Below are 23862 nucleotides of genomic sequence, written 5' to 3'. Positions count from 1 at the left end.
GTGTGAGTTATCAACTCAACTTATTGTTAAATGCTCTGAGTTTAATTGCCGTGAGTACTTTTTTGGTGTACAAAGGGAAATCTGCATTAAGCAACCAGCCAAAATAACCCGGTTCTTTATCCAGAATTTCTGTAACGAGCTTGCCTTTGTGTTTTCCGAAGGCAAAGCACTCTTCGTCTTTTTTATTGTATGCAATAAAGCCAGCAAAATCTGCAAACCGCTTTCTTGAACTAAACTCGGCCAAAAAGGAGGCGTCATTCTCAAGATCGTCATAGCGATCTAACTGTGACTTTAAGACCTCGTAAGTCGCTTTTGTATCTGCTTCGGCACTATGGGCATCATCCAGATTTTTATCGCAATAGAACTTATAGGCGGCGCTTAGGGTTCGTTGTTCCATTTTATGAAATATGGTTTGCACGTCAATGGATTTTGTGTTTTTCATATCAAAATCAATCTCAGCACGCAGCATTTCTTCGGCAAGCACTGGGATGTCAAACCGATTGGAGTTGAAGCCAGCGAGATCAGAATCCTTTACAATATGATATACTTCTTTTGAAATGTCCTTAAACGTCGGAGCGTCTGCAACATCTTCATCAGAAATACCATGCACCAAAGTGACTTCCGCAGGGATTTTCATTTCTGGATTCACCCGTTTTGTATAGGTCTCTTCTTTACCATTAGGGTGTACTTTTAAGATGGAAATTTCAACAATTCTATCTTTTGAAATATTAATGCCAGTAGTTTCTAAATCAAAAAAACAGATGGGCTTACTAAGGTTGAGTTGCATTTGTATTGGAGTTTTAGGCAAAGATAAAATAATATGGAGAATGGGATTTGTTTTTAAAAGGAACTCACTAAGAATATAAAAAACTTGTGCTTTAGAGTTTAAAATCTTTTAAAAGATGGGTTCGACTCGTTTTAGCGATACAATTGATTTTAAAAGAACACTGTCATAGTTTCAACATGAAGTAAATTGACAGTCTTTAGAAAAATTTTAATAACGTTATCATTTTAATTTTATGACACTAATTGTGATTTTGGCGGTTTCTTTTGCTCTTCTTTTGGGTGCATTATGGGGTATTTACGGTAATCTATCTAAAAAGACCGAAGGTTTTCTTGTGGCAGTCGCAGGAGGTGCCCTTATGGTTTCTGCAATATTAGAGCTTATAGAGCCTTCTATTGAAAAATCGTCAATAGTTTGGTCATTGGTATTTGTATTGCTGGGTGCCGCTATCTTTTGTGTGTTGGATTATTTTATAAAGAAAAAATGGGGCAGTGATAGTGGAGGAGGCCTCTTAGCAGCGATAACACTAGATGGAATACCAGAAAATCTCGCCTTAGGTGTGGCTCTTATTGGAGCAAATCCAATGGCAGCAGCAGCCCTATCAGGTTCTATTTTTTTGTCTAATCTTCCAGAAGCGGCCGGAGGTGCTAAGGAAATGGCAGAACAGGATATTTCGAAAAAAACTATTTTGCTATTATGGGGTGGCACTGCGGTATTGCTTTCAGCTTGTGCCTTCATTGGCAATCAACTGTTGTCTCATGTTTCAGAAGGTGTGTTGGCAGATATCCGATGCTTTGCCGCTGGTGCCGTGATTGCCTCGCTTGCTATTGAAGTATTTCCCAAAGCCTTTAAAAAAGATAGTTATTATTCTGGTATTGCTACAGCTCTTGGCGTAGTGCTTGCCATGTATTTAAACAGCTTATAACATCACAATCTCTTGATGATTTTATTGGATATATATTAAGGAGTGATCTATAGGTTTTGAAAAGCTCAATTTGAGCAATACATGATTCCCTAAAAAAAGTATTGCTCCTTATGATGATAAGAAGCAATACGTTTATGTTTAATAAGCTGAAGAGTTATTTATATCTCGCGATTAGCATCCCAAGCTTCTAAATAATCTTTGACCGCCTTTACAAATTGTCCTCCAAGAGCACCATTAACTACGCGGTGATCATAAGAATGCGAAAGGAACATGCGGTAACGTATGCCTATAAAATCGCCATCAGGAGTTTCTACAACCGCAGGGACTTTTCTAATAGCACCAAGTGCAAGAATACCCACTTGTGGTTGATTTATAATTGGTGTGCCCATGATGCTGCCAAAAGTGCCTACGTTGGTCACAGTATAGGTGCCTCCTTGGATATCGTCTGGTTTTAATTTGTTTTCTCTGGCACGTAAAGCAAGGTCATTTACTTTTTTGGTCATGCCCACAAGATTAAGCTGATCAGCATCCTTAATAACGGGAACAATTAGGTTACCGTCTGGTAATGCTGCTGCCATCCCTAAGTTGATGTGTTTTTTCTTAACAATGGTCTCTCCTTGTAGAGAGATGTTCATCATCGGGAAATCACGCAATGCTTTTGCTACAGCTTCCATAAAAATAGGAGTGAAGGTCAAATTCTCACCTTCTCGTTTGGCGAAATCTGATTTTACTTTTTTACGCCAGTTCCAAATATTGGTAACATCGGCTTCTATAAAGCTTTGTACGTGTGCAGAAGTTTGAACAGATTGTACCATGTGATGCGCTACAAGTTTGCCCATTCTGGTCATTTCAATAATCTCATCATCTCCAGAAGCAACTACAGGTGATGCTTGTTGTTTAGCTGGTGAACTTGTTTTTTGGGTAGCTAATTTAGGTGCAGATGTTGTGTCTTGAGCTTTAGAGGCTGGTTTTGAATTTCTACCTTCTACGTAATCTAAAATATCATTTTTGGTAACACGGTTGTCTTTACCGGTGCCTTCAATTGCATCAAGCTCGTCTTGAGAAATATTTTCTTTTTGAGCAATATTCTTAACTAATGGAGAATAAAAACGCTCATCAGAACTTGTTACTGGCGCGGTGCTTTCTTTTGCTTTTTCTACAGATTTTGAAACTTCTGCAACAGCTGCTGGCTCGTGTTCTTCCTCTTGATTCTCAGAAGCAGATCCAGTTTCACTTGAACCCTGATTAGAGCCTTCGCCTTCAATCTCAATAATGGCAATGGTTTCTCCTACTTTAACGACGTCGTCTACATTATAAAGTTTTTCGATAAGTACACCATCTACTTCACTTGGTACCTCGCTATCCACCTTGTCTGTAGCAATTTCAAAAACGGCTTCATCAGCTTCAATGGTATCGCCAACTTCTTTAAGCCATGAGGTTATCGTTGCTTCCGCAACACTTTCGCCCATTTTTGGGAGTTTGAGTTCAAATTTTGCCATATCTGTAATCTAAAGCCTTGTTTTTTATTAGTGGTTGCAAAATTACTTAAAAACCGACTATTTTATTGTGTTTTATTTAATTTTTTACATTTAGAAGCTTAGGACTTCGCCTTGATGCTTAGCGCTATTGCTTCCGAGGATAAAGTTAGAGCTTTTTGGTAGAATTTTAAATGTCACGTCGCTATTTTTGGGCGCATGCTCCAGTGTGGCGATCATCTGTTTAAAACTGAGGTGATTATTATCAAGAATATAGGTGGTGTGCTTTTGATAGTTTTCTAAGTTGGCACTTACTTTCAAATTAGTACCAAAAACCTTTTCTAGGGCGCTATGTTTGTCTTTTGAAATAAATACAGCATGCTTTTGCCTCTTATTGCTCGTCTTTTCTGGTTTTTGCATTAAGGTTGCCGCGCGAACGCCCAGCCAAACAAGCATATTGAATCCTAAATTGGACTTGAAATGCTTTTTATAAAATATTTGCATGGCGCCATAAAAACGTTGTGCATAGACTTTATCTTTTAAGGTACTTTCTCCCTTGTAATGAATGACCGTAGTTTGGCCATTATACATGTTTTGATATCCTAATTTTAGAATCTTATAAGAGAGGTCTATGTCATCACCGTACATAAAATAATCTTCATCAAAACCGCCAACACGATCATAAACTTCTTTTTTCAATACCATAAAAGCACCTACTAAAATATCTACGGTGCCTATAGCGTCATTAGCAAGTTCTGGCACGTAATAGCCATCTGTACGGCCTAACATTTTTTCTACGGAAACTTTAGGTGTTGGGATATGACGTTTGCTCTCCGGTAAAAATTGACCTTGACCATCAATCAATTTGCAACCTAAAATCCCCATATTAGGCTGATCTTCGGCAAAGTTCAAAAGAATTTTAAAGCTGTCTTCAGCAACTACAGTATCGGGATTAAGAATACAAATATATTCTCCTTTAGCTACAGCAACACCTTGATTGTTTCCTTTAGAAAAACCAAGATTCTCAGTGTTTTGTATCAACTTGACCTTAGGAAATTTACTTTCAACCATATCGCAGCTTTCATCTTTTGAAGCATTATCCACCACGATGATTTCAGCGGAAATACCAACCAATGCAGCTTCTACACTCTTAAGACAGAGTTCTAAAAAGTAGCGTACATTATAGTTGAGGATGACGACTGAAAGTTTCAAAATTTAAGATTTTAGGGAGCCTTCAAAAGGAATGCGATTGATAATGCTTCGGCCTAAAGTCACTTCGTCTGTGTATTCTAATTCATTACCTACAGAAATACCACGAGCAATAGTCGAGGTTTTTACTCCAAAGTCTTGAATTTGTCTGTAAATATAGAAGTTGGTAGTATCGCCTTCCATAGTAGATCCCAAGGCAAAAATGAGCTCTTTTACCGTCCCAGATTTCACTTTGTCTACTAAAGGTTGAATGTTCAAATCATTTGGGCCAATACCATCCATAGGAGAAATTTTTCCGCCAAGCACATGGTAAAGACCTCTAAAAGAACTGGTGTTCTCTATGGCCATCACGTCTCTAATGTCTTCCACAACGCAAACAATATCATCCAGCCGGTTGGGGTTTGCGCAAATATCACAAAGGTCATGGTCACTAATATTATAGCACTTTTTACAAAGTTTGATCTCTGTACGCATGGTACTCAAGGCACTTGTAAAACTGAGTGTTTGTTCTTTTGGTTGCCGCAATAGGTGAAGCACTAGTCTTAAAGCGGTACGCTTACCAATACCTGGTAATTGTGACATTTCGTTGACCGCATTTCCTAAAAGTTTTGAAGAAAATTCCATGCTGCGAATTTAGTGAAAAATATCACTTTTAAGCATGCATTAAACGATAGGATAAAAAAACTGCCAGCTCATAAACAAGCGTGGCAGTGCATTCTGGATTATGGTAATTTGAAGATCTGTTGTTATTCCACAATTATTTTTTTGGTCATTGAACCTTTGGTGGTGTTGACTTTTACAAAATAGAGTCCTGCAGCATAATTGGAAATATCTATTTTTAGTTCGTTCTGGATGTTTTGATCTTTTTCATAATACATCACTTTACCCAAAGCATTAAAGATGTTAATGGTGACCTTGTTGTTTTGATCCCATTTAAGATTCAGTGCATTGGTTGCTGGATTGGGGTACACGGTAAGTGAGTTCAATTGAAAAGTAGAGGCGCTTAGAGTCTCGTCATAGAGGTCGGAAGCCCATAAGCCACGACCATAGGTAGCAGCATAAATTTTATTGTTGACGTGATTGATTTCGAGTTCACTAATAGTGACGTTGGGCAGATTGTTGCTAAAGGGCTGCCATTCGGTTAAGGTATTATCAATATAGAATACACCGTAATTCATGCCTAAATAAAAGCCGTCTGTGTCATTGTTGTCCCAAATTAAAGCCTGAGCGCTAAAATCGGGTAAGTTAAGGGCATAAGATACCCAAGTGTTTCCAGCGTCTGAGGACACATATACTTTTTCAGAACCAGATGTAGCGATCGCGACCTTACTCGGATTTGTTGGATGTACTGCTATGGAGGTGATGTATCCGTCGAAACCGCTTAAGGTGGTCCAGTTTGTAGTAGTGCCAACATTGCTGTTTCTATATAAATTAATACCGCTAGCAGCGTATTGAAAATTACCATTTGACGGGGCAATTTTTAAATGATCAAGATTCGCTCCAAAATTTTGTGATACTGAAGTCCAACTAAACCCGCCATCTACAGACTTGTAAACTTCGTCGTAGCCTGTATAAACTGTATTCGCTGCAATAGGATCTTGTTCAAATGGTGTCAACCAATTTCCAGATTTTCCTTCAGGGGATGGAAGCCCAAAGGAGGTGTTTCCGCCGTCAAGAGATTTGTATAACAAGCCGTTGTAGATCTCTCCATAAATGATGTTGTTATTATTTTTATCGACAAAGCATTCAAATCCATCTGCACCTAGCCATTCTCTCCAGATGCCGTCTGTGCCTAAAATAGAGCTTCCATTATCTTGAGAACCTCCCGTAACGATAACGGGATCTGTTTGACTAATGCCAAGCTTATAAAATTGACGAATACCTAATCCAGTGGTCAAATCTGTGTAATATGAGGAGCTCACGTTGGTAGGAGCTTCGGCCACAAAAATACCGCCATCACTACAAACATATAATTCATTGCCAATAAACTCCAATAAATCAATGTCTGCATGACAATAACCAATGTTTCCATTGAGGGCACCGGAGGGCGTCCATTGAGACGTAATGGTGAAAGATAGACCGCCATCGGTGCTACGCCAAGAGTTGACACCAGCGATGTGCACATCATCAATATTGCTCTGGCTTATGGCAATATCCATATCTCGAGGTGCTTGGCCAGAAGTGGCATCACCAGGATCTTGAGCGTCTGAGCTGTAACCAAAATAGTTTTTGCCTGTATGATCTAATTTTGAGAAGCTTTCACCGCCGTCTGAGGACTTGTGCAAGCCTCCAAAGTAATTTCCTAAGGCTTCTAAAACAAAAACGGCTTCAGGATCGGCTGGGGAGACCGCAATCATTTTTGGTCCACCTCCAAAGGTGTTGGTGGCAGATTCAAATCCGTCCTCAAAAATAATTCCAGCAGTAGCATCTTCCACAGAAATGTCATCAAGAGTAATCCCCCTTCCGTAATTAGCAGTACCTTCAAAAGCAATATAGTAAGTTGCCGATGGGTTTGGGAGTGGGAGTGTAATGTCATTCCAAGCAGTTGATTCTTCAGTATAATTAGCCAATTCTATCCAAGCACCGTTCACCGAGGTTTTATAAAGAATTCGTAAACTATCGATATCTCCCTCCCAATTGACGTTGGTGAACGAAAAATGGAGTTGAGGTGTTGCCATGCCAGCAAGATTAAGCTCTGGGCTAATGAGTTGGGTAATTGGTATTGAAAAATCACCTACGTATAAAAACCCCATGGCATTACCCGTTCTTGGTGTTACCGAATTATTTTGATTAGTGCTAGCAGTAGACCAATTGTTTGAACCTGAGAGGTATGCTTGTGACCATTGGTTTAAGCCGTTTGGGGATACAAAGGTATTGCCACCATCTGTAGATTTATAAAACGTATTGCCAGAAGCGTATATGGTATTGTAGTCACCAGGTTTAAATTCTACATCATAGCCATTGGAAGGGTTGCCGTCAATTAAATCCCAAGTTGCACCACTATCTGTAGATTTAAAGATCCCGCCGTATTGTGCTGTACAGTACATTTTATTCGGGCTACTAGGGTCAATTATGATTTTATTAATGTTGCCATCGCCTAAATCTGATAAGAGATTCCACGTCGCACCAGCATCTTCAGATTTAAACAAGGTGCCTTCCGAAGATCCCCAGAAATAATTGGAGGGATTGGTAGGGTCAATGGCCAATGCAAATACGGTTAAGTTCGACATATTGTCAGTGAGAACCGTCCAAGAATTACCACCATCTAGAGTTTTCCAGACACCGCCTGTATTAGCCCCTATGATAAGGTGTTCGGAGTTTCCACTTTCCGAAGAAAGCGCAGTAATACGTCCAACACCAGGATTCCATCCGCTAGTTTGATTCCAATCTAAGGGACCTAACTGTTCCCAGCTGCCTACTGTTGTTCTTGCTGCGGAAAAATTAGTATTAAGATAGCTGTTATAATTTTCTAATACATTAAAGTAAAACTCTGGAGACTTGAGCATGCCATTCTCATCCATTCGTCTTAAGGCTTGATATTCCCACCGTTTGTAAGGCTTATAACCTTTGCCTCGTTCTCGTCCTACTTGATCAAAATACGCTTCAGCCACCACTTGAATGTCCTGAACACTGTAATCTCCTGAAGAAATCATACGCAGGTATTCCTGTGCAAATCCGGAAAAAGTGAAGGTAAAAACAATTAAGGTTGTGTAGAACTTTTTCATAATAATGGCTGTAAATGGTTGGGATTTTTGCTAAAAATACTACTTTTCGGGATATATTATTTAATTAATACTGTATGTCTTCAACGCTTATCATTTTATTAATAGCATCTTATTTTGGGGTATTGATTTTAATATCTTATCTCACCGGAAGACGATCTGGAAATGATGCCTTTTTTAAGGGAAATAAACAGTCCCCATGGTTTGTTGTGGCTTTTGGAATGATTGGCGCTTCACTTTCTGGGGTGACTTTTATTTCTGTTCCTGGCTGGATTGAGGCCTCTTCGTTTAGCTATATGCAAGTGGTTTTGGGCTATATCGTAGGCTATTTTGTTATTGGTGCAGTGCTTTTGCCCTTGTATTACAAGTTAAACCTGACTTCGATATACACCTATTTAGAAAATCGTTTTGGAGATTATTCATATAAAACAGGAGCCTCTTTCTTTTTACTATCTCGAGTAGTAGGGGCGAGTTTTAGACTGTACCTCGTTGCGAATGTCTTACAAATTATATTATTTGATGATCTTGGAATTTCATTTTGGCAAACCGTTACTATTACGGTGCTATTAATATGGCTGTATACATTTAAATCGGGAATTAAAACGATTGTTTGGACAGATACATTGCAAACGCTCTTTATGTTGATTTCTGTTGGCGTGGCTATCTATTTTGTGAGTGATGAGTTGGGATTGGCAGGTAATGAGATTTTAAGTTTTGTATTGGATAATGACATGTCGAAGACCTTTTTCTTTGATGACTATAAATCGGCAGATTGGTTTTGGAAACAGTTTATTTCTGGTGCATTTATCGCCATTGTAATGACAGGTTTAGACCAAGATATGATGCAAAAGAATTTGACCTGTAGAACCTTAAAGGATGCTCAAAAAAACATGTTTTGGTTTACGATTGTATTGACCATTGTCAATTTTTTCTTTTTGTGTCTCGGCTTGCTTCTTACGGTTTATGCTCAAGAAAATGGAATTGATGCCCATAAAGATGATTTGTTTCCGCTCTTGGCAAAAAACCATTTGGGGATAGGGGTGTTTGTGTTTTTTCTCTTGGGACTTATCGCTGCCGCCTATAGCAGTGCAGATAGCGCGTTGACATCACTTACCACATCGTTTAGTATTGATATTCTCGATATTGAAAAAAAATATTCAGAAGAAAAACAAGTACGAACAAGAAAGCAAATTCACATTGGCATCTCGTTGGTATTGATCTTGGTTATTGTGGCCTTTAAATATGTGATCAAAGATGACAGTGTGATCGCTAAACTCTTTGTGTTTGCAGGATATACTTACGGACCATTGTTGGGCCTTTACGCCTTTGGGCTTTTTACAAAATGGAAGGTCAAAGATCGCATCGTGCCAATTATTGCAGTCGCATCTCCAATAGTATCTTACATCATTAGCGTAAACAGTTTAAAATGGTTTGGCTTTGAGTTTGGTTTTTTTATTTTAATACTCAACGGACTTTTGACTTTCTTGGGGTTAGTATTGATTCGTAGAAAGTAAAACCAAGGTACAGGATTCTTCAAAAGCGATACCTTCTGTTTTTAGCATATTTTGAAATTCAGGGTTTTCTGTACCTGGATTAAAAATCACGCGCTTTGGATGTAGCGAAATGATATAATCGTAATACGATTTTTGGCGTTGTGGGTTTAAGTACAGGGTTACCGTATCAATATCTTTATAAGGCATGAGATTGGTGTCAATCTCTACACCTGCTACGGTTCCTTCCCGAAGTCCAAAAGCAACGGTTTCTTGATCATATTGTTTTAGTCTGTTTATGGCGATGTTAGAATATCTATTGGTATTGTTAGATGCTCCTATAACTAATGTTTTTTTCTGCATAAGATGTTGTTGAAATGATAAATAGATTTGCGCTTTTACTATAGACGTAAAAGCCACATCAAATTACAAATATTTGTGCAATCGCCGCTGTTAAAAGCCTGTTAAGACTTTAAAAGAGTGTAACAGATGTAAGGCATCATCGTCTTTACTTTGATTAGTAGCTTTTATAAACTCAAAATAAACACCATTTAATGACCTTCATAATAGTTGATGGTTAGTGTTACTGTAGCGTCATTAAATGAAAAAAGAGGCTGTTTTTAAAACAGCCTCTTTTGATTTTTTAAGATTATATACATAGTGGGTATTTACCACCTTATCACCACACTTCCCCAAGTAAATCCACTACCAAAGGCAGCAAGAACTACAACATCACCTTCCTTGATTTTGCCTTCTTCCCAAGCTTCGGTTAACGCGATTGGTATGGATGCGGCAGTGGTATTGCCATACTTTTGAATGTTATTAAAGACTTGATCGTCGTTTAAATTGAATTTCTTCTGAATAAATTGTGAAATACGCAAATTCGCTTGATGCGGAATCAACATATCAATAGCACTCACGTCCAAATTGTTTTTGGTCAACCCTTCCATAATAACCTCACTAAAACGAACCACGGCATTTTTAAATACAAATTGTCCGTTCATGTATGGAAAATAGCTTTCATCGTTGGGATCATTCTCTTCTAAAATATCCGTTACCCAACGCGTTCCCATTCCTGGCGCTTTTACCACTAATTCTTCTGCGTGTTCGCCTTGACTGTGTAAATGTGTAGATAAAATTCCTTTATTATGATCTTCTTCTCGGGTTAAAATTGCGGCACCTGCACCGTCTCCAAAAATAACAGACACGCTACGGCCTCTGGTTGTTTTGTCTAAGCCACGAGAATGCAATTCACTCCCAATAACCAGCACGTTTTTATACATTCCAGATTTGATAAAATTATCTGCTACGGAAATTGCATACACAAACCCAGAACATTGATTTCTTACGTCAAGCGCACCCACCGTCTTAATGTCTAATGCGTGTTGTACTTGAACTCCTGGTCCGGGAAAATACATGTCTGGACTCAAGGTGGCAAAGACAATAAAATCAATATCATCTTTATCAATGCCAGCACGTTCAATAGCAACTTTGGCGGCTTTTACACCCATAGTGGCCGTAGTATCATCGTCACCATCCTTTACCCAGCGTCTTTCTTTAATTCCAGTACGCTCCTGGATCCATTCGTCGTTGGTGTCCATCATCTTAGATAAATCTGAATTGGTCACCACATTATCAGGAACATAATGTCCCAGGCCTATTATTTTGGAATTATACATCTTATTTTTTTTATGTTGCTTCTCCTAAAAACCGGAAATAAATTGCGTTAAACTGTCTTGCAATTTAACCATTTCGAAGCTATCTGGTTTTAAACCCAAACCCAATCGTTATGCGCGCATAATAAACAAACGCGATGTCTTTGTCGCTTAAATTTAGATACATGCGTCATATTTTTGGATTACAGTTGTGCTGCTCGTCTCATTTCCGAAGAGAAATTTTTATGTCAGTTTGTCACTTTCGTTCTCTTGGTACTTTTTTTGAACTTTCAGAGTAGATTATAAATTCAATTTAAAATTGTTTTCGCTTAGGCTAATTGTTTTTAGTTCTGCGGAAAAACCAAATACAGAAATATTATGAGTAAAGGAAACATTAACGTATCGGTAGAGAATATTTTTCCGCTGATTAAGAAGTTTTTGTACAGCGATCACGAAATCTTTTTACGTGAGCTAATTAGTAATGCAACAGATGCTACTTTAAAATTAAAGCACCTTACCAGTATTGGTGAGGTTGATGTTGCGTATGGCAATCCCAAAATTGAGATTAAAATCGATAAGGAAGGGAAAAAATTGCATATTACAGATCAAGGCGTTGGTATGACTGCTGAAGAAGTAGAAAAGTATATCAACCAAATTGCGTTTTCTGGTGCTGAGGAGTTTTTAGACAAGTACAAAGAAGCAGGTAAGGACTCTGGAATTATAGGTCATTTTGGTCTTGGTTTCTATTCTGCTTTTATGGTCGCTAGTAAAGTGGAGATCATTACTAAATCTTATAAAGATGAGCCAGCAGCCCATTGGATATGTGACGGGTCACCTGAGTTTTCTTTAGAGAAAGCCGATAAAACCGAAAGAGGAACCGAAATCATTTTACACATTGCTGAAGATTCTACAGAGTTTTTAGAAGAGGGTAAAATACGTGAACTGTTGACCAAGTATAACAAGTTCATGCCTATCCCAATTAAATTTGGAACGAAGGAAATTAATGATCCTGAGTTTACTCCAAAGAAAATAAAGGATAAAGATGGTAAGGAAACTACTGAGCCACACAAAAAAATCAAGGTTGATGATATTATTAACAACCCTAATCCTGCCTGGACGAAGCAGCCTACAGATTTAAAGGAAGCCGATTATAATAGCTTCTACAGAGAGCTCTACCCAATGCAGTTTGAGGAGCCTTTATTCCACATTCATTTAAATGTGGATTACCCATTCAACTTGACGGGAATCTTGTATTTTCCAAAAATGAATAACGACTTGAACATCCAAAAGGATAAAATTCAGTTGTATCAAAACCAAGTATTTGTAACCGATAACGTTGAAGGTATTGTGCCAGAATTCTTGACCATGCTTCGTGGTGTAATTGATTCTCCAGACATCCCATTGAACGTTTCTCGTTCTTACTTGCAAGCAGATGGTGCCGTGAAGAAAATTTCGTCTTACATCACCCGTAAGGTGGCAGATAAGTTGAAATCGCTATTCAATAATAGTCGTGAGGATTTTGAGAAAAAATGGAATGATATTAAAATCGTGATCGAGTATGGTATGCTTTCCGAAGATAAATTCTTTGAAAAGGCAGATGCATTTGCATTATATCCAACGGTTGATGGTAGTTTTTATACCTACCAAGAATTGCATGATAAAATCAAGGCAAAACAGACTGATAAGGATGATAAGTTGGTGATTCTTTATGCTTCTAATATGGATGAGCAGTATTCTTACATTGAAGCTGCCAAAGACAAAGGTTATGAAGTTTTATTGCTAGATTCTCCAATTGTATCGCACTTGATCCAAAAGCTAGAGAGCAGTAAAGAACATATTTCTTTTGCAAGAGTCGATGGAGATCATATTGACAATTTGATCAAGAAAGAAGATACGGCTATTTCTAAACTTACCGAAGATGAGAAAAAATCTTTAGAAGACATTTTAAAGGAAGTGGTGCCTTCAGAAAAATTTATGGTACAGTTAGAAGCCATGGATAGCAGTGCGTCTCCATTTATCATCACGCAACCTGAGTTTATGCGTCGTATGAAAGAGATGCAGCAAACCGGCGGCGGTGGCGGTATGTTTGGTATGGGTAATATGCCAGAGATGTATAACTTGATCGTGAACACCAACTCAGAGTTGGTCAATGAAATTTTAACGACCAAGACCAAGAAAAAGCAAGAGCGCTTAATTACTCAAAGTTTAGATTTAGCACGTTTATCTCAAGGGTTGCTCAAAGGTAAAGAGCTTACCGAATTTGTGAAACGCAGTTACGAAATGATTAAGTAAGTACTGCAAACGCTCTTTTAACGAGGAGTGACATATAAATTCAATACAAAAAACCACTTTGCAAATGCAAGGTGGTTTTTTTATGTTCTTATTATTTAAATGCGAAATACTAAGAGCTCGATACGTTTTAAATAGTAACTAACTCTTTTTGATATTATACAGATAGTAATATTAAACTTTGGCCGTTCCAGATCTTAAGGTTTCAGTTTGTGTTTCTTCCATATAAACTATAGGCACGGCATATATTATTGGGATTTTATCTCCATATTTTTCCTTGAGTAATTCTACAATGGTTTTAAATAATAGGGCTTTAGTCGTTCCTACAATAAGTACTTCGTCCACGTTAGAAAGTTCTCCAGCATCGTTAGGTAGACGTCCTACCACTTCTTTTAAAATGTACTCATTTAAAACAAGCTTTTCTTGGTATAGCAAAGATGTAATTTCTTGAGCTTGCAATACATTTTTCGTAATGATGTTGATCTGTATCATCGTTATGATTTTACAGTTCAAGATAATTATTTCTGAAGTTTTAAAAGTTGATATTCTCAAATCTTTAACAGTTTATGGCATTTGTGATTAAACTGAAATATTATAAATTATATACAGTTTGTAACCAAATTGTAGTTTTTAAGTCTTACAAATAAACCATTGCTTAATAGGCATTAAAACCATTTTATATGAAAACCAAACCATTGTATGTATCCCTCGTCGTTTTTTTGACGTTCTGCTTTTTGAAGGTAAATGCACAATCACAAGATCTAAGCCAAGAGATTGACAACTATCTCAACGCCAACTTCAATTCTGAAATGCCAGGCATGAGTATTTTGGTTGCTAAAGATGGTAAGGCTATTTATAATAAAGGCTTTGGTATGGCTAACCTTGAATTGGAGGTTAAAGCAGAGCCTAAGCATGTTTTTGAAATTGGCTCTATCACCAAACAGTTTACAGCGGTGTGTATTTTGATGTTAGAAGAACAAGGAAAACTGAAAACATCTGATGAGATCACAACATACATTCCAGATTATCCTACAAAAGGTAAGGTCATTACCATTCATCACTTATTAAATCATACTTCGGGCATCAAGAGTTATACAAATATGCCTAGTTTCATTTCAAATGCACGAAAAGACATGACCCCAACAGAGCTTATCGATGTGTTTAAAAATGAGCCCATGGATTTTGATCCAGGCACTGCCTTTAATTATAATAACTCCGGTTATATTTTATTGGGTCATATTATAGAGGTCGTTTCTGGTAAAACCTATGCTGAATTTATAAAATCCAATATTTTTGACAGGTTGGGAATGAGCAATTCCTATTACGGCAGTATGTCTGCTATTATTTCCAATCGTGCCAGCGGATATTCTGAAACCGAAAACGGCTATGCTAATGCCGCTTACCTCAGTTTAACGCTGCCTTATGCTGCTGGCTCTATCATGTCTACCACAGAAGATCTTTTAAAATGGCAAAACGCAATTTCTGCAAATACGCTTATCAAAAGAAGCAGTTTAGAAAAGGCAATTAATGGCTCTCAACTTTCCAATGGGGACACCATAGACTATGGTTATGGCTGGACTACTGGTAGTATTAATGGCTCTAAAACGGTAGAACACTCTGGTGGTATTTTTGGATATAGCTCAAACGGTATATTTCTGCCAGATGAACAGGTGTATGTGATTGGACTTACCAATTGCGACTGTGGAAATGTTGGTGGTTTCACAACCAATATTGCCGCTATGGCTATCGGGAAACCCTTTCCAAAAATTGAGGATGCTATTGCGTTAGAGCCAGCAGAATTAGAAAAATGGGTGGGCGCCTATGCGTTTGATGAAGGGGTTATTCGCCACATCACTTTAAAAGATCAACAACTGTATAGTCAACGAGAAGGCAGTACTAATATGAAAATTTATCCTATGACCGAGACACATTTCATCTTTGAAGAAGGTACTATCGCTTATGATTTCTACATGGAAAACGGGAAGCGTATGGCAAAATTCACGGCCAACGGTAATACCATTACAGGGCAAGGTATTGAAAAAGCGGCTCCTGCTGAGCAGGTTTCAATTGATTTATCAGAAGATGTTTTAGAGGATTATGTAGGTACTTACGAGTTGATGCCCACCTTTCATATAAAAATTGAGGTGAGGGATGCTAAGGTCTATACCACCGCTACCGGACAATCAGAAATTGAGATTTATGCATCAGAACAAGATAAATTCTTTTTAAAGGTAGTTCCTGCGGAAATCGTCTTCAACAGAAATGAAGCAAACGAAATTGAAAGTTTGACCCTTTTTCAAGGAGGACAAGAACTGACGGGGAAGAAAATAAACTAGAGGAAACTAATGTCAGCCTAATGCCAATTGAAATACCTGTCAAAAGCTAAGTCTAAAACTTACGTTAGGCGTAATGCCAAGTGACAGGTTTTCTATGGCAATAAGCAAATTGTTCTCGTCTTCTACAAAATACCTATTGATTACATTTCGTCTGTCAAACACATTCCATATAGACGCGGCTACAGAAGCCTTGGTCTTAGTGCTTACTTTTAGTTGGTAAGATACCGAGAGGTCTGCTCTAATATAATCGTTAAGCCGGCTGCTATTTGGGGCCTCATACTCAATAGTATTGTTAGTGGTATTTTGGTTGGTCGTTGGGTTTGTAGCCGGTTTGCCGCTTCTCCAATTGAGACCGAATGCAAAATCGATAGCTTCCATAGAATAGGTTGTGGCAAAGGTCAGGGCATGTCTAATGTCAAGATTGTTAGGGAAGGTTTGTCCCTCATTTAAATCGGCAAACCGATAGTCGTTATTTGAAAAAGAATAACTTAACCAGGTGCTCAATTGTTGAAACTGTTTGTTAATTAAGAAATCAATCCCTTTGGTTTCATAAGCGCCTATGGCATTCTCAAATTGAAACTGGTTTTGAAAGCCTTGACTCTGTGCGGTAATGTTCTCAACAGATTTTACAAAAGCCTCTAAGCTAATCAAGAGCTTGTTTTTATTGTAATGAATGCCTACAGCACCTTGTTTGCTTTTAATGATGGGAATATCCTCATCATTAGACAGCATCCAACGTCGCTTTTCAATGCCTAAAAAATCATTTTGGAAATCGATCACTTGAGATGTGGTTTGACTTTTAAATTCCGCTAGAAATTCTAATCTAAAATCATTGCTCAGTTTATGACTTACTGAAATTCGAGGCTCGGTAAAGATTTCAGAAAATTTTTCAATATAGTTGGTTCGTAAACCAATGCGGGCATAGGTGTCTCTATTTAATGAGGTAAATTCTGCTTCACCATAAAAGGCATGAGATCTATTGATTTCTTTGGTGAAGCTTGTAAAATTGAGTTGGTCAACAATTTCAGCATTTTCAATGCTAATCTCGCTAAACTGGTAGCCGCCGTGCAATTTTAAGTTATTGTCAATATGATTGGTTGCATTAATTTTAATGCCAACATCGTTAACGGCATTGTCTTGTTGTAGTTGCTGTTCGTTGATGAGGTTGAAGTTACTCGCCTTTAAATCATAATTGCTCAAATAGAGTTGGGCGGTCGTAGTTAATTTATTGTTCCAATATTTAAGATAGGTAATGCCAGTTGCCAAGTTATTCTGGTTAAGCGTATTTTTAAGTGGCATAGCAGCGTCGCTGTTTAGCTTTTGATCATAATCTAAGCTGTTGTTAATGGTTGAGAAGTTAATCCGTAGTTGGTCTTTGTCTGAAATATCATATAAAAACTTAAGGGCGATGTCATAAAAATAAAAGCGCTCATTATTGGAGACCACGGCATTGTTTTGAGTGTTAGAAAAGTCGGAATCTTGAAATACACGTTGCAGATATTGGTCATATGTAGGCGTTAGCACCAAATCTGTAATAGACCGTCTTGCCGAAACCTGAAGTTCACTTTCTTTATTAAGCGGTAATTTAGCGAAACCATCGGCATGAATCAGATTGAACCCTGCCCCAGCTTTAAAATCTTGATCTAGGGTATTGGATTGTCTAATGTCAATAACGCTAGAAACGCCATCGCCATATTTGACACTTGTTCCGTTTTTGGAAACGTTAATATCTTTAGTTAAGTAGGGGTTGAACGCAGATACCAAACCAAAGAAATGTCCAGATTGATACATCTTGATGCCTTCCCACAGAATTAAATTTTGATCGTGGGTACCACCGCGAACATTGATGTTAGAAATACGTTCATCAACGCTTAAGATCCCAGGGAGCGCTTGAATGGTTTGTAAGATGTCAGGTTCAATGAGCCCTGGCAGAAGTTTAGAATCTTCGGTATTGATAACGATTTTTCCGTCACTCTTCTTAGAAATACCTTGGGTCAAATAATTGGTAATGACCACTTCTTCCAGTTTTTGGGTAATGAAATCACTAAGTGGATTGCGTCTTTTTGAGATGACAATATTGGTGTTGTCAACAACAATGAAATCTAAATTTGTGGAGGTACTCAAGAGTGAAATCACTTCCGCTAGCGACAAGTTTTCATCTGGAAAACTCATGGTCTTGTTAGCTATAGTAAGATCAACGTAAGAAAATGTAATCTCGTAGCGTTTTTCTAACACGTCCAATACGTCCGAAAGCGGCGCATTAGTGTTGGCAGTATTTTGGGCGTTTAAGCCCCAAAAAAAGCCTCCAATGATACTGATAAAAAGTAAAGTGATTATTTGTTTACACACCCGTTAATATAATGGTCTTGTCTTTTTTTACATACTTTAATTGTAATGGTAAAGTAATGGATTTTAAAGCAATTCCAATATCATTATGTGTGAAACTTCCAGTAAAAAGCTGGTTGGTATTAATTTGGTTTAATTGAATCTTAACGTCATACTGTCTTTCAAACTCTTCAATGACTTCTTTGTAAGGCACACTCTTAAAGGTGCTGGCGTGATTTAACCAAGACGGTTGTTTAAAACGTTCTTTGTCGGTGCTCACATAATTACCGTCACGAATCAAGAAGGTATCACCTGGTAGTAAAATTTGTTCTTTCTTTTCAGAAACCACAGCAACCTTACCTTCAAAACAAACCACTTCAAAAAGATCGCCGCGTTGTTTTACGTTAAACTGTGTTCCTAAAACCGTAACCGTTCCCAGTTGGGTTTGTACTTCAAATTTAGAACCTTTAGCGACTTTAAAATAAGCTTCGCCGTTGAGTTTAAGTACTCGGTGATTGTCCCAATCTTGTTCTTGGAACGTCAAGCTAGACATGGCGTTTAATTGAACAGAAGAGGCGTCGGGCAAAATAACGGTTTCTTGTTGAGCCACTAGTGTTTCATTGGTGCTGAGACTTAGGTCTTGCATAAAATAGTAAAGACCAAAACACATAAGGAGGACGGCAGCTATTTTTGATAGTACCGATACCCATGTTGTTTTCTTAGGTTTAGATGCGATACGCTGGGAGATGGTTTTATAGGCCAAATCATGATCGAACGCTCCTGCTTTAAAGCCTTGAAGGGCTTCATTCATTTGCAGCAACGCGTCATAATCTTCAAGCTGTTTGAAAGCTTCAAGCTCATGTGCGTTGAGGTCGTAATCCAACCATTTTTCTATAAGTTGTTCTCTTGTCATAACTTTAATTCATGCATAGAACAGCTTATAACTACTTATTCCTACCTAAGGCTAATTATTTTTAGATTATTTGGCTTTGTAGAAGTTGCTTTTAAGCCCACTAACGTCAAGATCCACCTTGAAAACTGAGCCTGCTTTTGGATATGTGTTTTGTTCTTCTTCAGTCATGTCAAGACTGGAGGTGGTGATATAAAGCGTTTTTAAATGTGCTCCGCCAAAAGCGCAAGAGGTCACATTATGCGCAGGAACGTTTACCTTAGAAAGTACCTTCCCGGTTTTAGGATCAAATTGAATTACGGCGTTACCATTCCACATCCCAACCCAAAGGTTATCGTTGCTGTCAATCGTCATGCCATCAGGATAGCCTAAAGCACTGTCAACTTTTACTACAACACGTTCATTAGATATGGCACCATTTGCATCGTTATAATCGTAAGCTTTAATTTCGGCGGTTGGCGTATCAATATAATACATTGTTTTTTTATCCTTGGTCCAAACAATACCATTTGAAATGGTGACACTATCTTTCTTAAGTGCGGCATGTCCTTTTTCATCTATCATATAAAGATTGGCTTCATGCATGTTTTGACTAAATGCCATAGAACCTACCCAAAAACGACCTGAAGGATCGCATTTGCCATCGTTAAAACGATTTGCAGGAATGTCTCGCTCTACGTCAGACAAGAGTTCAAGCCCTCCAGTGTTGGTATCCATCGTGTAGATCCCGTCTTGAAGTGCGACGACCGCTTTATTTTTTTCTTCGGAAGGCACAACCGTTCCAATGGTAGATGGCGTCGGGAGGCTACGATTCGATTTGGTCTCTGGATCGTAGAGGTTTAAGGATTTACCTTCGATGTCTACCCAATACAAGACTTCGGTTTCATAATTCCAAATGGCACCTTCGCCTAGTAAGGCGTTTGCCTCCAGTTCTAGTGTGGCGTCATAGTGTTTGGTGTCTATCTGTGATTGTCCTGTCATGCTATGGGTCATACTTAAGATAGTGATTATAGAGTAGAGTAGTGGTTTCATAATGTAGATCTGACTTATTAAAAAAAAGTATATATGGTCTTTAAGATGCAATCGCCTGATATCAAAATGCGCTGCCAGGATCTTACGGACCATTGTGAAGTACAAATTTACTATTCTTAGAAATGTATTCCTCTAAAAAAGAACTAAAGTATGTATTCAGATTAAGCTGAAAAATCTAGAGCTATTAGGACAGTTTAAATTTGATAATCTCTAAGTTATGAGAAGCCATTAAAATTAGTACGCGTTACTTTAACAGCAACAAAAAGTCCCGATAGAAAAACTATCGGGACTTTTTAATATCGGGATTTATGTCCCAAAGATGATATTCAACTCGCGTATGTCATTTAATCTTCAACCAACACCCATTCGCCTTTGGCTAATAAGGGTTCTGCTTGTTTAAATTTAACGCTCTTATTTTCGCCGCTCATGACGTGCTTAATCGTGACACGGTCATTACGCCCTATTTTTGGCTTATCTCTAACGATGGTTTCCACTGTTTCTGGACGACGTTGTGCGCTTTCACCAGCAGATCTGCTTTGAGCGGCACGCTCATCCATATTTGGGATTTCCTCTTTTTGAGTTTCTAGTTTTTCTTGTGTTCTAGCTTTAGCTTCTTGAATGGTATCTTGTGTTTCCGAAGGTAATTCGCCTTTAAACAAGAAAGAAATCACGTCCTTATTCACCTCGTCAATCATTTGCTTGAATAACTCAAAAGCCTCAAACTTATAGATTAATAACGGGTCTTTTTGCTCATGCACAGCCAATTGTACCGACTGCTTTAATTCGTCCATTTTACGTAAATGGGTTTTCCAGGCATCATCTACAATGGCTAAAGTGATGTTCTTTTCAAAGTCATTGATTAATTGTGTTCCCTTAGATTCATAAGCTTTTTCAAGGTCTGTAACCACTTGAAGGTTTTTAACGCCATCGGTAAATGGTACTACAATACGCTTAAATTTATCGCGCTGGTTCAAATAGACATTCTCAATCACAGGAAATGCCAAATCTGCATTGCGTTGCATTTTCTCACGATAGTGCGTAAAGGCAGCTTTGTAAACCTTACCAGCAATATCTTGAACAGAACCTTTATTAAATTCTGCTTCGGAAATAGGAGAACTCATAGAGAAGTAACGAATCAATTCAAATTCGAAGTTCTTATAATCTCCTGCACCTTTGTTGGTTTCTGTGATGCCTTCTGAAGTGTCATAAATCATATTGGCCAAATCTACACGGAGACGTTCGCCTTGTAATGCGTGACGGCGACGTTTGTAAACCACCTCACGTTGCGCATTCATCACATCATCATATTCTAGCAAACGCTTACGAACACCAAATTGATTTTCTTCTACTTTTTTCTGAGCGCGTTCAATAGATTTAGAAATCATGGAATGCTGAATCACTTCACCTTCCTTCAATCCCATTTTATCCATCATCTTGGCAATACGCTCGCTACCAAATAAACGCATCAAATTATCTTCTAATGATACGTAAAACTGAGAGCTACCAACATCTCCTTGACGACCAGCACGACCACGCAACTGTCTGTCTACACGACGGGAATCATGACGCTCTGTACCAACAATGGCCAAACCACCAACATCCTTAACTTCTTTTGGTAATTTAATATCTGTACCACGACCAGCCATATTGGTTGCAATGGTAACTTGTCCTGGCTTACCGGCTTGATCAACAATTTCAGCCTCTTTTTTATGTTGTTTTGCATTTAATACGTTGTGGGGTACTTTTCTAATGGAAAGCATTTTCCCTAACAGCTCTGAGATTTCTACAGATGTGGTACCAATTAATACCGGTCTACCCGATTGTGAAAGTTTGGTGACTTCATCAATCACGGCATTGTATTTTTCACGTTTGGTTTTATATACCAAATCTTCCTTATCATCTCTAGAGATAGGTTTGTTGGTAGGAATTTCAACCACATCCAACTTATAGATTTCCCAAAACTCACCTGCTTCTGTTACAGCAGTACCCGTCATACCAGACAACTTACGGTACATTCTAAAGTAATTTTGAAGTGTAACGGTTGCAAAAGTTTGGGTGGCATCTTCAATTTTTACATTTTCTTTGGCTTCAATAGCTTGGTGAAGTCCGTCACTGTAACGACGACCATCCATAATACGACCAGTTTGCTCATCAACAATCATCACCTTGTTTTCCATGACCACATATTGAATGTCTTTTTCAAACAAAGCATAAGCCTTCAATAATTGATTCAAAGTATGGATACGCTCAGATTTGATCCCGAATTCTCTAAACAGATCTTCTTTTTCGGCAGCTTCCTCTTCTTTTGAAAGGTTTTTACTTTCAATTTTTGAGATTTCCATGCCAATTTCTGGCATTACAAAAAAGTCAGGGTTATCACTTCCAGATAGGTAATCTACACCTTTATCTGTTAACTCTACTTGGTTGTTTTTTTCTTCAATAACATAGTACAATTCCGCATCTACCTTAGGCATTTCGCGGTTGTTATCTTGCATGTAAAAATTCTCGGTCTTTTGAAGCAGTTGTTTAACCCCTTCCTCACTTAAGAATTTAATTAAGGCCTTATTCTTAGGGATTCCGCGATACGCTCTCAACAATAGAAATCCACCTTCTTTGGTATCACCTTCTGTGATTAATTTTTTGGCTTCGGCTAAAACGCCAGTTAAATATTTACGTTGTACCGTAACAATATCATCTACTTTAGGTTTGAGTTCTGTAAACTCATGACGATCACCTTGTGGAATAGGACCAGAGATGATCAATGGTGTTCTGGCATCATCTACCAAAACAGAATCCACCTCATCTACGATGGCATAGTTGTGTGGGCGTTGTACCAAATCATCTGGCGAGTGCGCCATATTATCTCTTAGATAATCAAAACCAAATTCATTATTGGTTCCATAAGTAATATCGGCACGATATGCTTTACGACGCGCTTCACTATTGGGTCTATGGTAATCGATACAATCGACACTCATCCCGTGAAACTCAAAGATAGGAGCCATCCAAGCGCTATCTCGTTTCGCCAAATAATCATTTACGGTTACCAAATGCACACCTTTACCAGCAAGTGCATTAAGATATACAGGAAGTGTTGCTACCAGGGTTTTACCTTCACCTGTGTGCATCTCTGCAATTTTACCTTGGTGCATGGCCACACCACCTATCAATTGCACATCATAGTGAATCATATCCCAAGTGATGGGCTTACCAGCAGCATCCCAAGAGTTGGACCACACGGCCTGTTCATCATTTAAAGTAACATATGTTTTTTCACCGGAAATAAGTCGATCAAACTCATTGGCCTGAACACTGATTTCGGTATTGTTAACAAAACGCTTAGCGGTTTCCTTAACTACAGCAAAGGCTTCTGGTAGAATGTCGTTGAGCACTTCTTCGGTGGTGGTGTAGATCTCGTCTTGGATTTTGTCAATTTCCATGTAGTACTCTTCACGCTCATCGATATCTTCAGTAGCTTCAGCATCAACCATTAACTTTTCAATGCGCTCTTGAAGAGGCTGTTGTGCTTGTGCTATTTTAGATTTGAATTCGTTCGTCTTGGCTCTTAATCCATCATGGGATAATTGCTCTAAAGCTTTTTCAAAAGACTTAACCTGTTCTACGATAGGAGAGATGGACTTGACGTCCTGTTTTGATTTGTCTCCCACAAATACTTTTAATACGGAATCTAAAAAGCTCATTACTATGTT

General features: G+C 38.2%; 16 protein-coding genes. 4 read left to right on the top strand and 12 right to left on the bottom strand.

Going from position 1 to position 23862, the window contains the following annotated elements; translation table 11 throughout:
• Positions 1 to 10: 10 nt before the first annotated feature.
• Complete coding sequence (locus P176_RS0102725) at positions 11 to 787, bottom strand: 3'-5' exonuclease (RefSeq protein ID WP_026753257.1); 777 nt, start codon at positions 785 to 787, stop codon at positions 11 to 13.
• A gap of 232 nt (positions 788 to 1019) precedes the next feature.
• On the opposite strand from P176_RS0102725, the gene P176_RS0102720 reads away from it, so the two are divergent.
• On the top strand, positions 1020 to 1709 hold the full coding sequence (locus tag P176_RS0102720; protein WP_026753256.1) for a ZIP family metal transporter: 690 nt from the start codon (positions 1020 to 1022) through the stop codon (positions 1707 to 1709).
• A 158-nt stretch (positions 1710 to 1867) separates the two neighbouring features.
• Here the strand turns inward: P176_RS0102720 and P176_RS0102715 are convergent, their stop codons facing one another.
• The 4 genes from P176_RS0102715 to P176_RS0102700 all read right to left on the bottom strand — a co-directional run bounded on the left by P176_RS0102715 (position 1868) and on the right by P176_RS0102700 (position 8118).
• A complete protein-coding gene (locus P176_RS0102715; RefSeq protein WP_026753255.1) occupies positions 1868 to 3208 on the bottom strand; it encodes a dihydrolipoamide acetyltransferase family protein in 1341 nt (446 codons plus the stop codon).
• Positions 3209 to 3298: 90 nt separating this feature from the next.
• Complete coding sequence (locus tag P176_RS0102710; protein ID WP_026753254.1) at positions 3299 to 4396, bottom strand: glycosyltransferase family 2 protein; 1098 nt, start codon at positions 4394 to 4396, stop codon at positions 3299 to 3301.
• A 3-nt stretch (positions 4397 to 4399) separates the two neighbouring features.
• Complete coding sequence (gene recR / locus P176_RS0102705; RefSeq protein WP_026753253.1) at positions 4400 to 5017, bottom strand: recombination mediator RecR; 618 nt, start codon at positions 5015 to 5017, stop codon at positions 4400 to 4402.
• Positions 5018 to 5139: 122 nt separating this feature from the next.
• Positions 5140 to 8118, bottom strand: coding sequence for a T9SS type A sorting domain-containing protein (locus P176_RS0102700; RefSeq protein ID WP_026753252.1), 2979 nt, complete (start codon positions 8116 to 8118; stop codon positions 5140 to 5142).
• A 74-nt stretch (positions 8119 to 8192) separates the two neighbouring features.
• On the opposite strand from P176_RS0102700, the gene P176_RS0102695 reads away from it, so the two are divergent.
• On the top strand, positions 8193 to 9629 hold the full coding sequence (locus P176_RS0102695) for a sodium:solute symporter (RefSeq protein WP_026753251.1): 1437 nt from the start codon (positions 8193 to 8195) through the stop codon (positions 9627 to 9629).
• On the opposite strand, the gene P176_RS0102690 is transcribed toward P176_RS0102695, so the two are convergent.
• Together P176_RS0102690 and P176_RS0102685 are read right to left on the bottom strand one after the other, a co-directional pair.
• The gene (locus P176_RS0102690; RefSeq protein ID WP_026753250.1) at positions 9606 to 9968 is read right to left on the bottom strand and encodes a CoA-binding protein; all 363 of its coding nucleotides are present in this window, start codon (positions 9966 to 9968) and stop codon (positions 9606 to 9608) included. The genes P176_RS0102695 and P176_RS0102690 overlap by 24 nt on opposite strands.
• A 305-nt stretch (positions 9969 to 10273) precedes the next feature.
• Positions 10274 to 11284, bottom strand: coding sequence for a 3-oxoacyl-ACP synthase III family protein (locus tag P176_RS0102685; RefSeq protein ID WP_026753249.1), 1011 nt, complete (start codon positions 11282 to 11284; stop codon positions 10274 to 10276).
• Positions 11285 to 11638: 354 nt separating this feature from the next.
• Here P176_RS0102685 and htpG point away from each other — a divergent pair, with 354 nt between their 5' ends.
• Complete coding sequence (gene htpG, locus P176_RS0102680; RefSeq protein WP_026753248.1) at positions 11639 to 13552, top strand: molecular chaperone HtpG; 1914 nt, start codon at positions 11639 to 11641, stop codon at positions 13550 to 13552.
• Between the two features lie 171 nt (positions 13553 to 13723).
• Here htpG and P176_RS0102675 read toward each other — a convergent pair whose 3' ends face one another.
• Positions 13724 to 14041 carry a hypothetical protein gene (locus P176_RS0102675; protein WP_026753247.1) on the bottom strand — a complete coding sequence of 106 codons (318 nt, stop codon included), beginning with the start codon at positions 14039 to 14041 and terminating at the stop codon, positions 13724 to 13726.
• A gap of 188 nt (positions 14042 to 14229) precedes the next feature.
• Between P176_RS0102675 and P176_RS0102670 the strand changes: the two genes are divergently transcribed.
• Positions 14230 to 15885 carry a serine hydrolase gene (locus P176_RS0102670; RefSeq protein ID WP_026753246.1) on the top strand — a complete coding sequence of 552 codons (1656 nt, stop codon included), beginning with the start codon at positions 14230 to 14232 and terminating at the stop codon, positions 15883 to 15885.
• 39 nt (positions 15886 to 15924) lie between these two features.
• Here the strand turns inward: P176_RS0102670 and P176_RS0102665 are convergent, their stop codons facing one another.
• The 4 genes from P176_RS0102665 to secA all read right to left on the bottom strand — a co-directional run bounded on the left by P176_RS0102665 (position 15925) and on the right by secA (position 23853).
• On the bottom strand, positions 15925 to 18234 hold the full coding sequence (locus P176_RS0102665; protein ID WP_026753245.1) for a FecR domain-containing protein: 2310 nt from the start codon (positions 18232 to 18234) through the stop codon (positions 15925 to 15927).
• On the bottom strand, positions 18227 to 19123 hold the full coding sequence (locus P176_RS0102660; protein WP_026753244.1) for a FecR family protein: 897 nt from the start codon (positions 19121 to 19123) through the stop codon (positions 18227 to 18229). The genes P176_RS0102665 and P176_RS0102660 overlap by 8 nt, the downstream gene beginning before the upstream one ends.
• A gap of 66 nt (positions 19124 to 19189) precedes the next feature.
• Positions 19190 to 20152: an SMP-30/gluconolactonase/LRE family protein gene (locus P176_RS0102655; protein ID WP_051605379.1), complete on the bottom strand. Its 963-nt coding sequence runs from the start codon at positions 20150 to 20152 to the stop codon at positions 19190 to 19192.
• Between the two features lie 344 nt (positions 20153 to 20496).
• Positions 20497 to 23853 (bottom strand): preprotein translocase subunit SecA, encoded by a 3357-nt coding sequence (gene secA / locus P176_RS0102650; RefSeq protein ID WP_026753242.1) that lies wholly within the window; start codon positions 23851 to 23853, stop codon positions 20497 to 20499.
• Positions 23854 to 23862 lie beyond the last annotated feature (9 nt).

The organism is Sediminibacter sp. Hel_I_10 (assembly GCF_000688335.1).
Lineage (GTDB): Bacteria > Bacteroidota > Bacteroidia > Flavobacteriales > Flavobacteriaceae > Psychroserpens.
The sequence above is the reverse complement of the archived record's forward strand: the minus strand, read 5'-3'. Positions and strand labels throughout refer to the sequence as shown.

What these genes read in the sequence shown, in the direction of transcription:
- P176_RS0102725 (WP_026753257.1), bottom strand. Translation starts at nt 787, where the DNA reads ATGCAACTCAACCTTAGTAAGCCCATCTGTTTTTTTGATTTAGAAACT.
- P176_RS0102720 (WP_026753256.1), top strand. Translation starts at nt 1,020, where the DNA reads ATGACACTAATTGTGATTTTGGCGGTTTCTTTTGCTCTTCTTTTGGGT.
- P176_RS0102715 (WP_026753255.1), bottom strand. Translation starts at nt 3,208, where the DNA reads ATGGCAAAATTTGAACTCAAACTCCCAAAAATGGGCGAAAGTGTTGCG.
- recR (WP_026753253.1), bottom strand. Translation starts at nt 5,017, where the DNA reads ATGGAATTTTCTTCAAAACTTTTAGGAAATGCGGTCAACGAAATGTCA.
- P176_RS0102700 (WP_026753252.1), bottom strand. Translation starts at nt 8,118, where the DNA reads ATGAAAAAGTTCTACACAACCTTAATTGTTTTTACCTTCACTTTTTCC.
- P176_RS0102695 (WP_026753251.1), top strand. Translation starts at nt 8,193, where the DNA reads ATGTCTTCAACGCTTATCATTTTATTAATAGCATCTTATTTTGGGGTA.
- P176_RS0102690 (WP_026753250.1), bottom strand. Translation starts at nt 9,968, where the DNA reads ATGCAGAAAAAAACATTAGTTATAGGAGCATCTAACAATACCAATAGA.
- P176_RS0102685 (WP_026753249.1), bottom strand. Translation starts at nt 11,284, where the DNA reads ATGTATAATTCCAAAATAATAGGCCTGGGACATTATGTTCCTGATAAT.
- htpG (WP_026753248.1), top strand. Translation starts at nt 11,639, where the DNA reads ATGAGTAAAGGAAACATTAACGTATCGGTAGAGAATATTTTTCCGCTG.
- P176_RS0102675 (WP_026753247.1), bottom strand. Translation starts at nt 14,041, where the DNA reads ATGATACAGATCAACATCATTACGAAAAATGTATTGCAAGCTCAAGAA.
- P176_RS0102670 (WP_026753246.1), top strand. Translation starts at nt 14,230, where the DNA reads ATGAAAACCAAACCATTGTATGTATCCCTCGTCGTTTTTTTGACGTTC.
- P176_RS0102660 (WP_026753244.1), bottom strand. Translation starts at nt 19,123, where the DNA reads ATGACAAGAGAACAACTTATAGAAAAATGGTTGGATTACGACCTCAAC.
- P176_RS0102655 (WP_051605379.1), bottom strand. Translation starts at nt 20,152, where the DNA reads ATGAAACCACTACTCTACTCTATAATCACTATCTTAAGTATGACCCAT.
- secA (WP_026753242.1), bottom strand. Translation starts at nt 23,853, where the DNA reads ATGAGCTTTTTAGATTCCGTATTAAAAGTATTTGTGGGAGACAAATCA.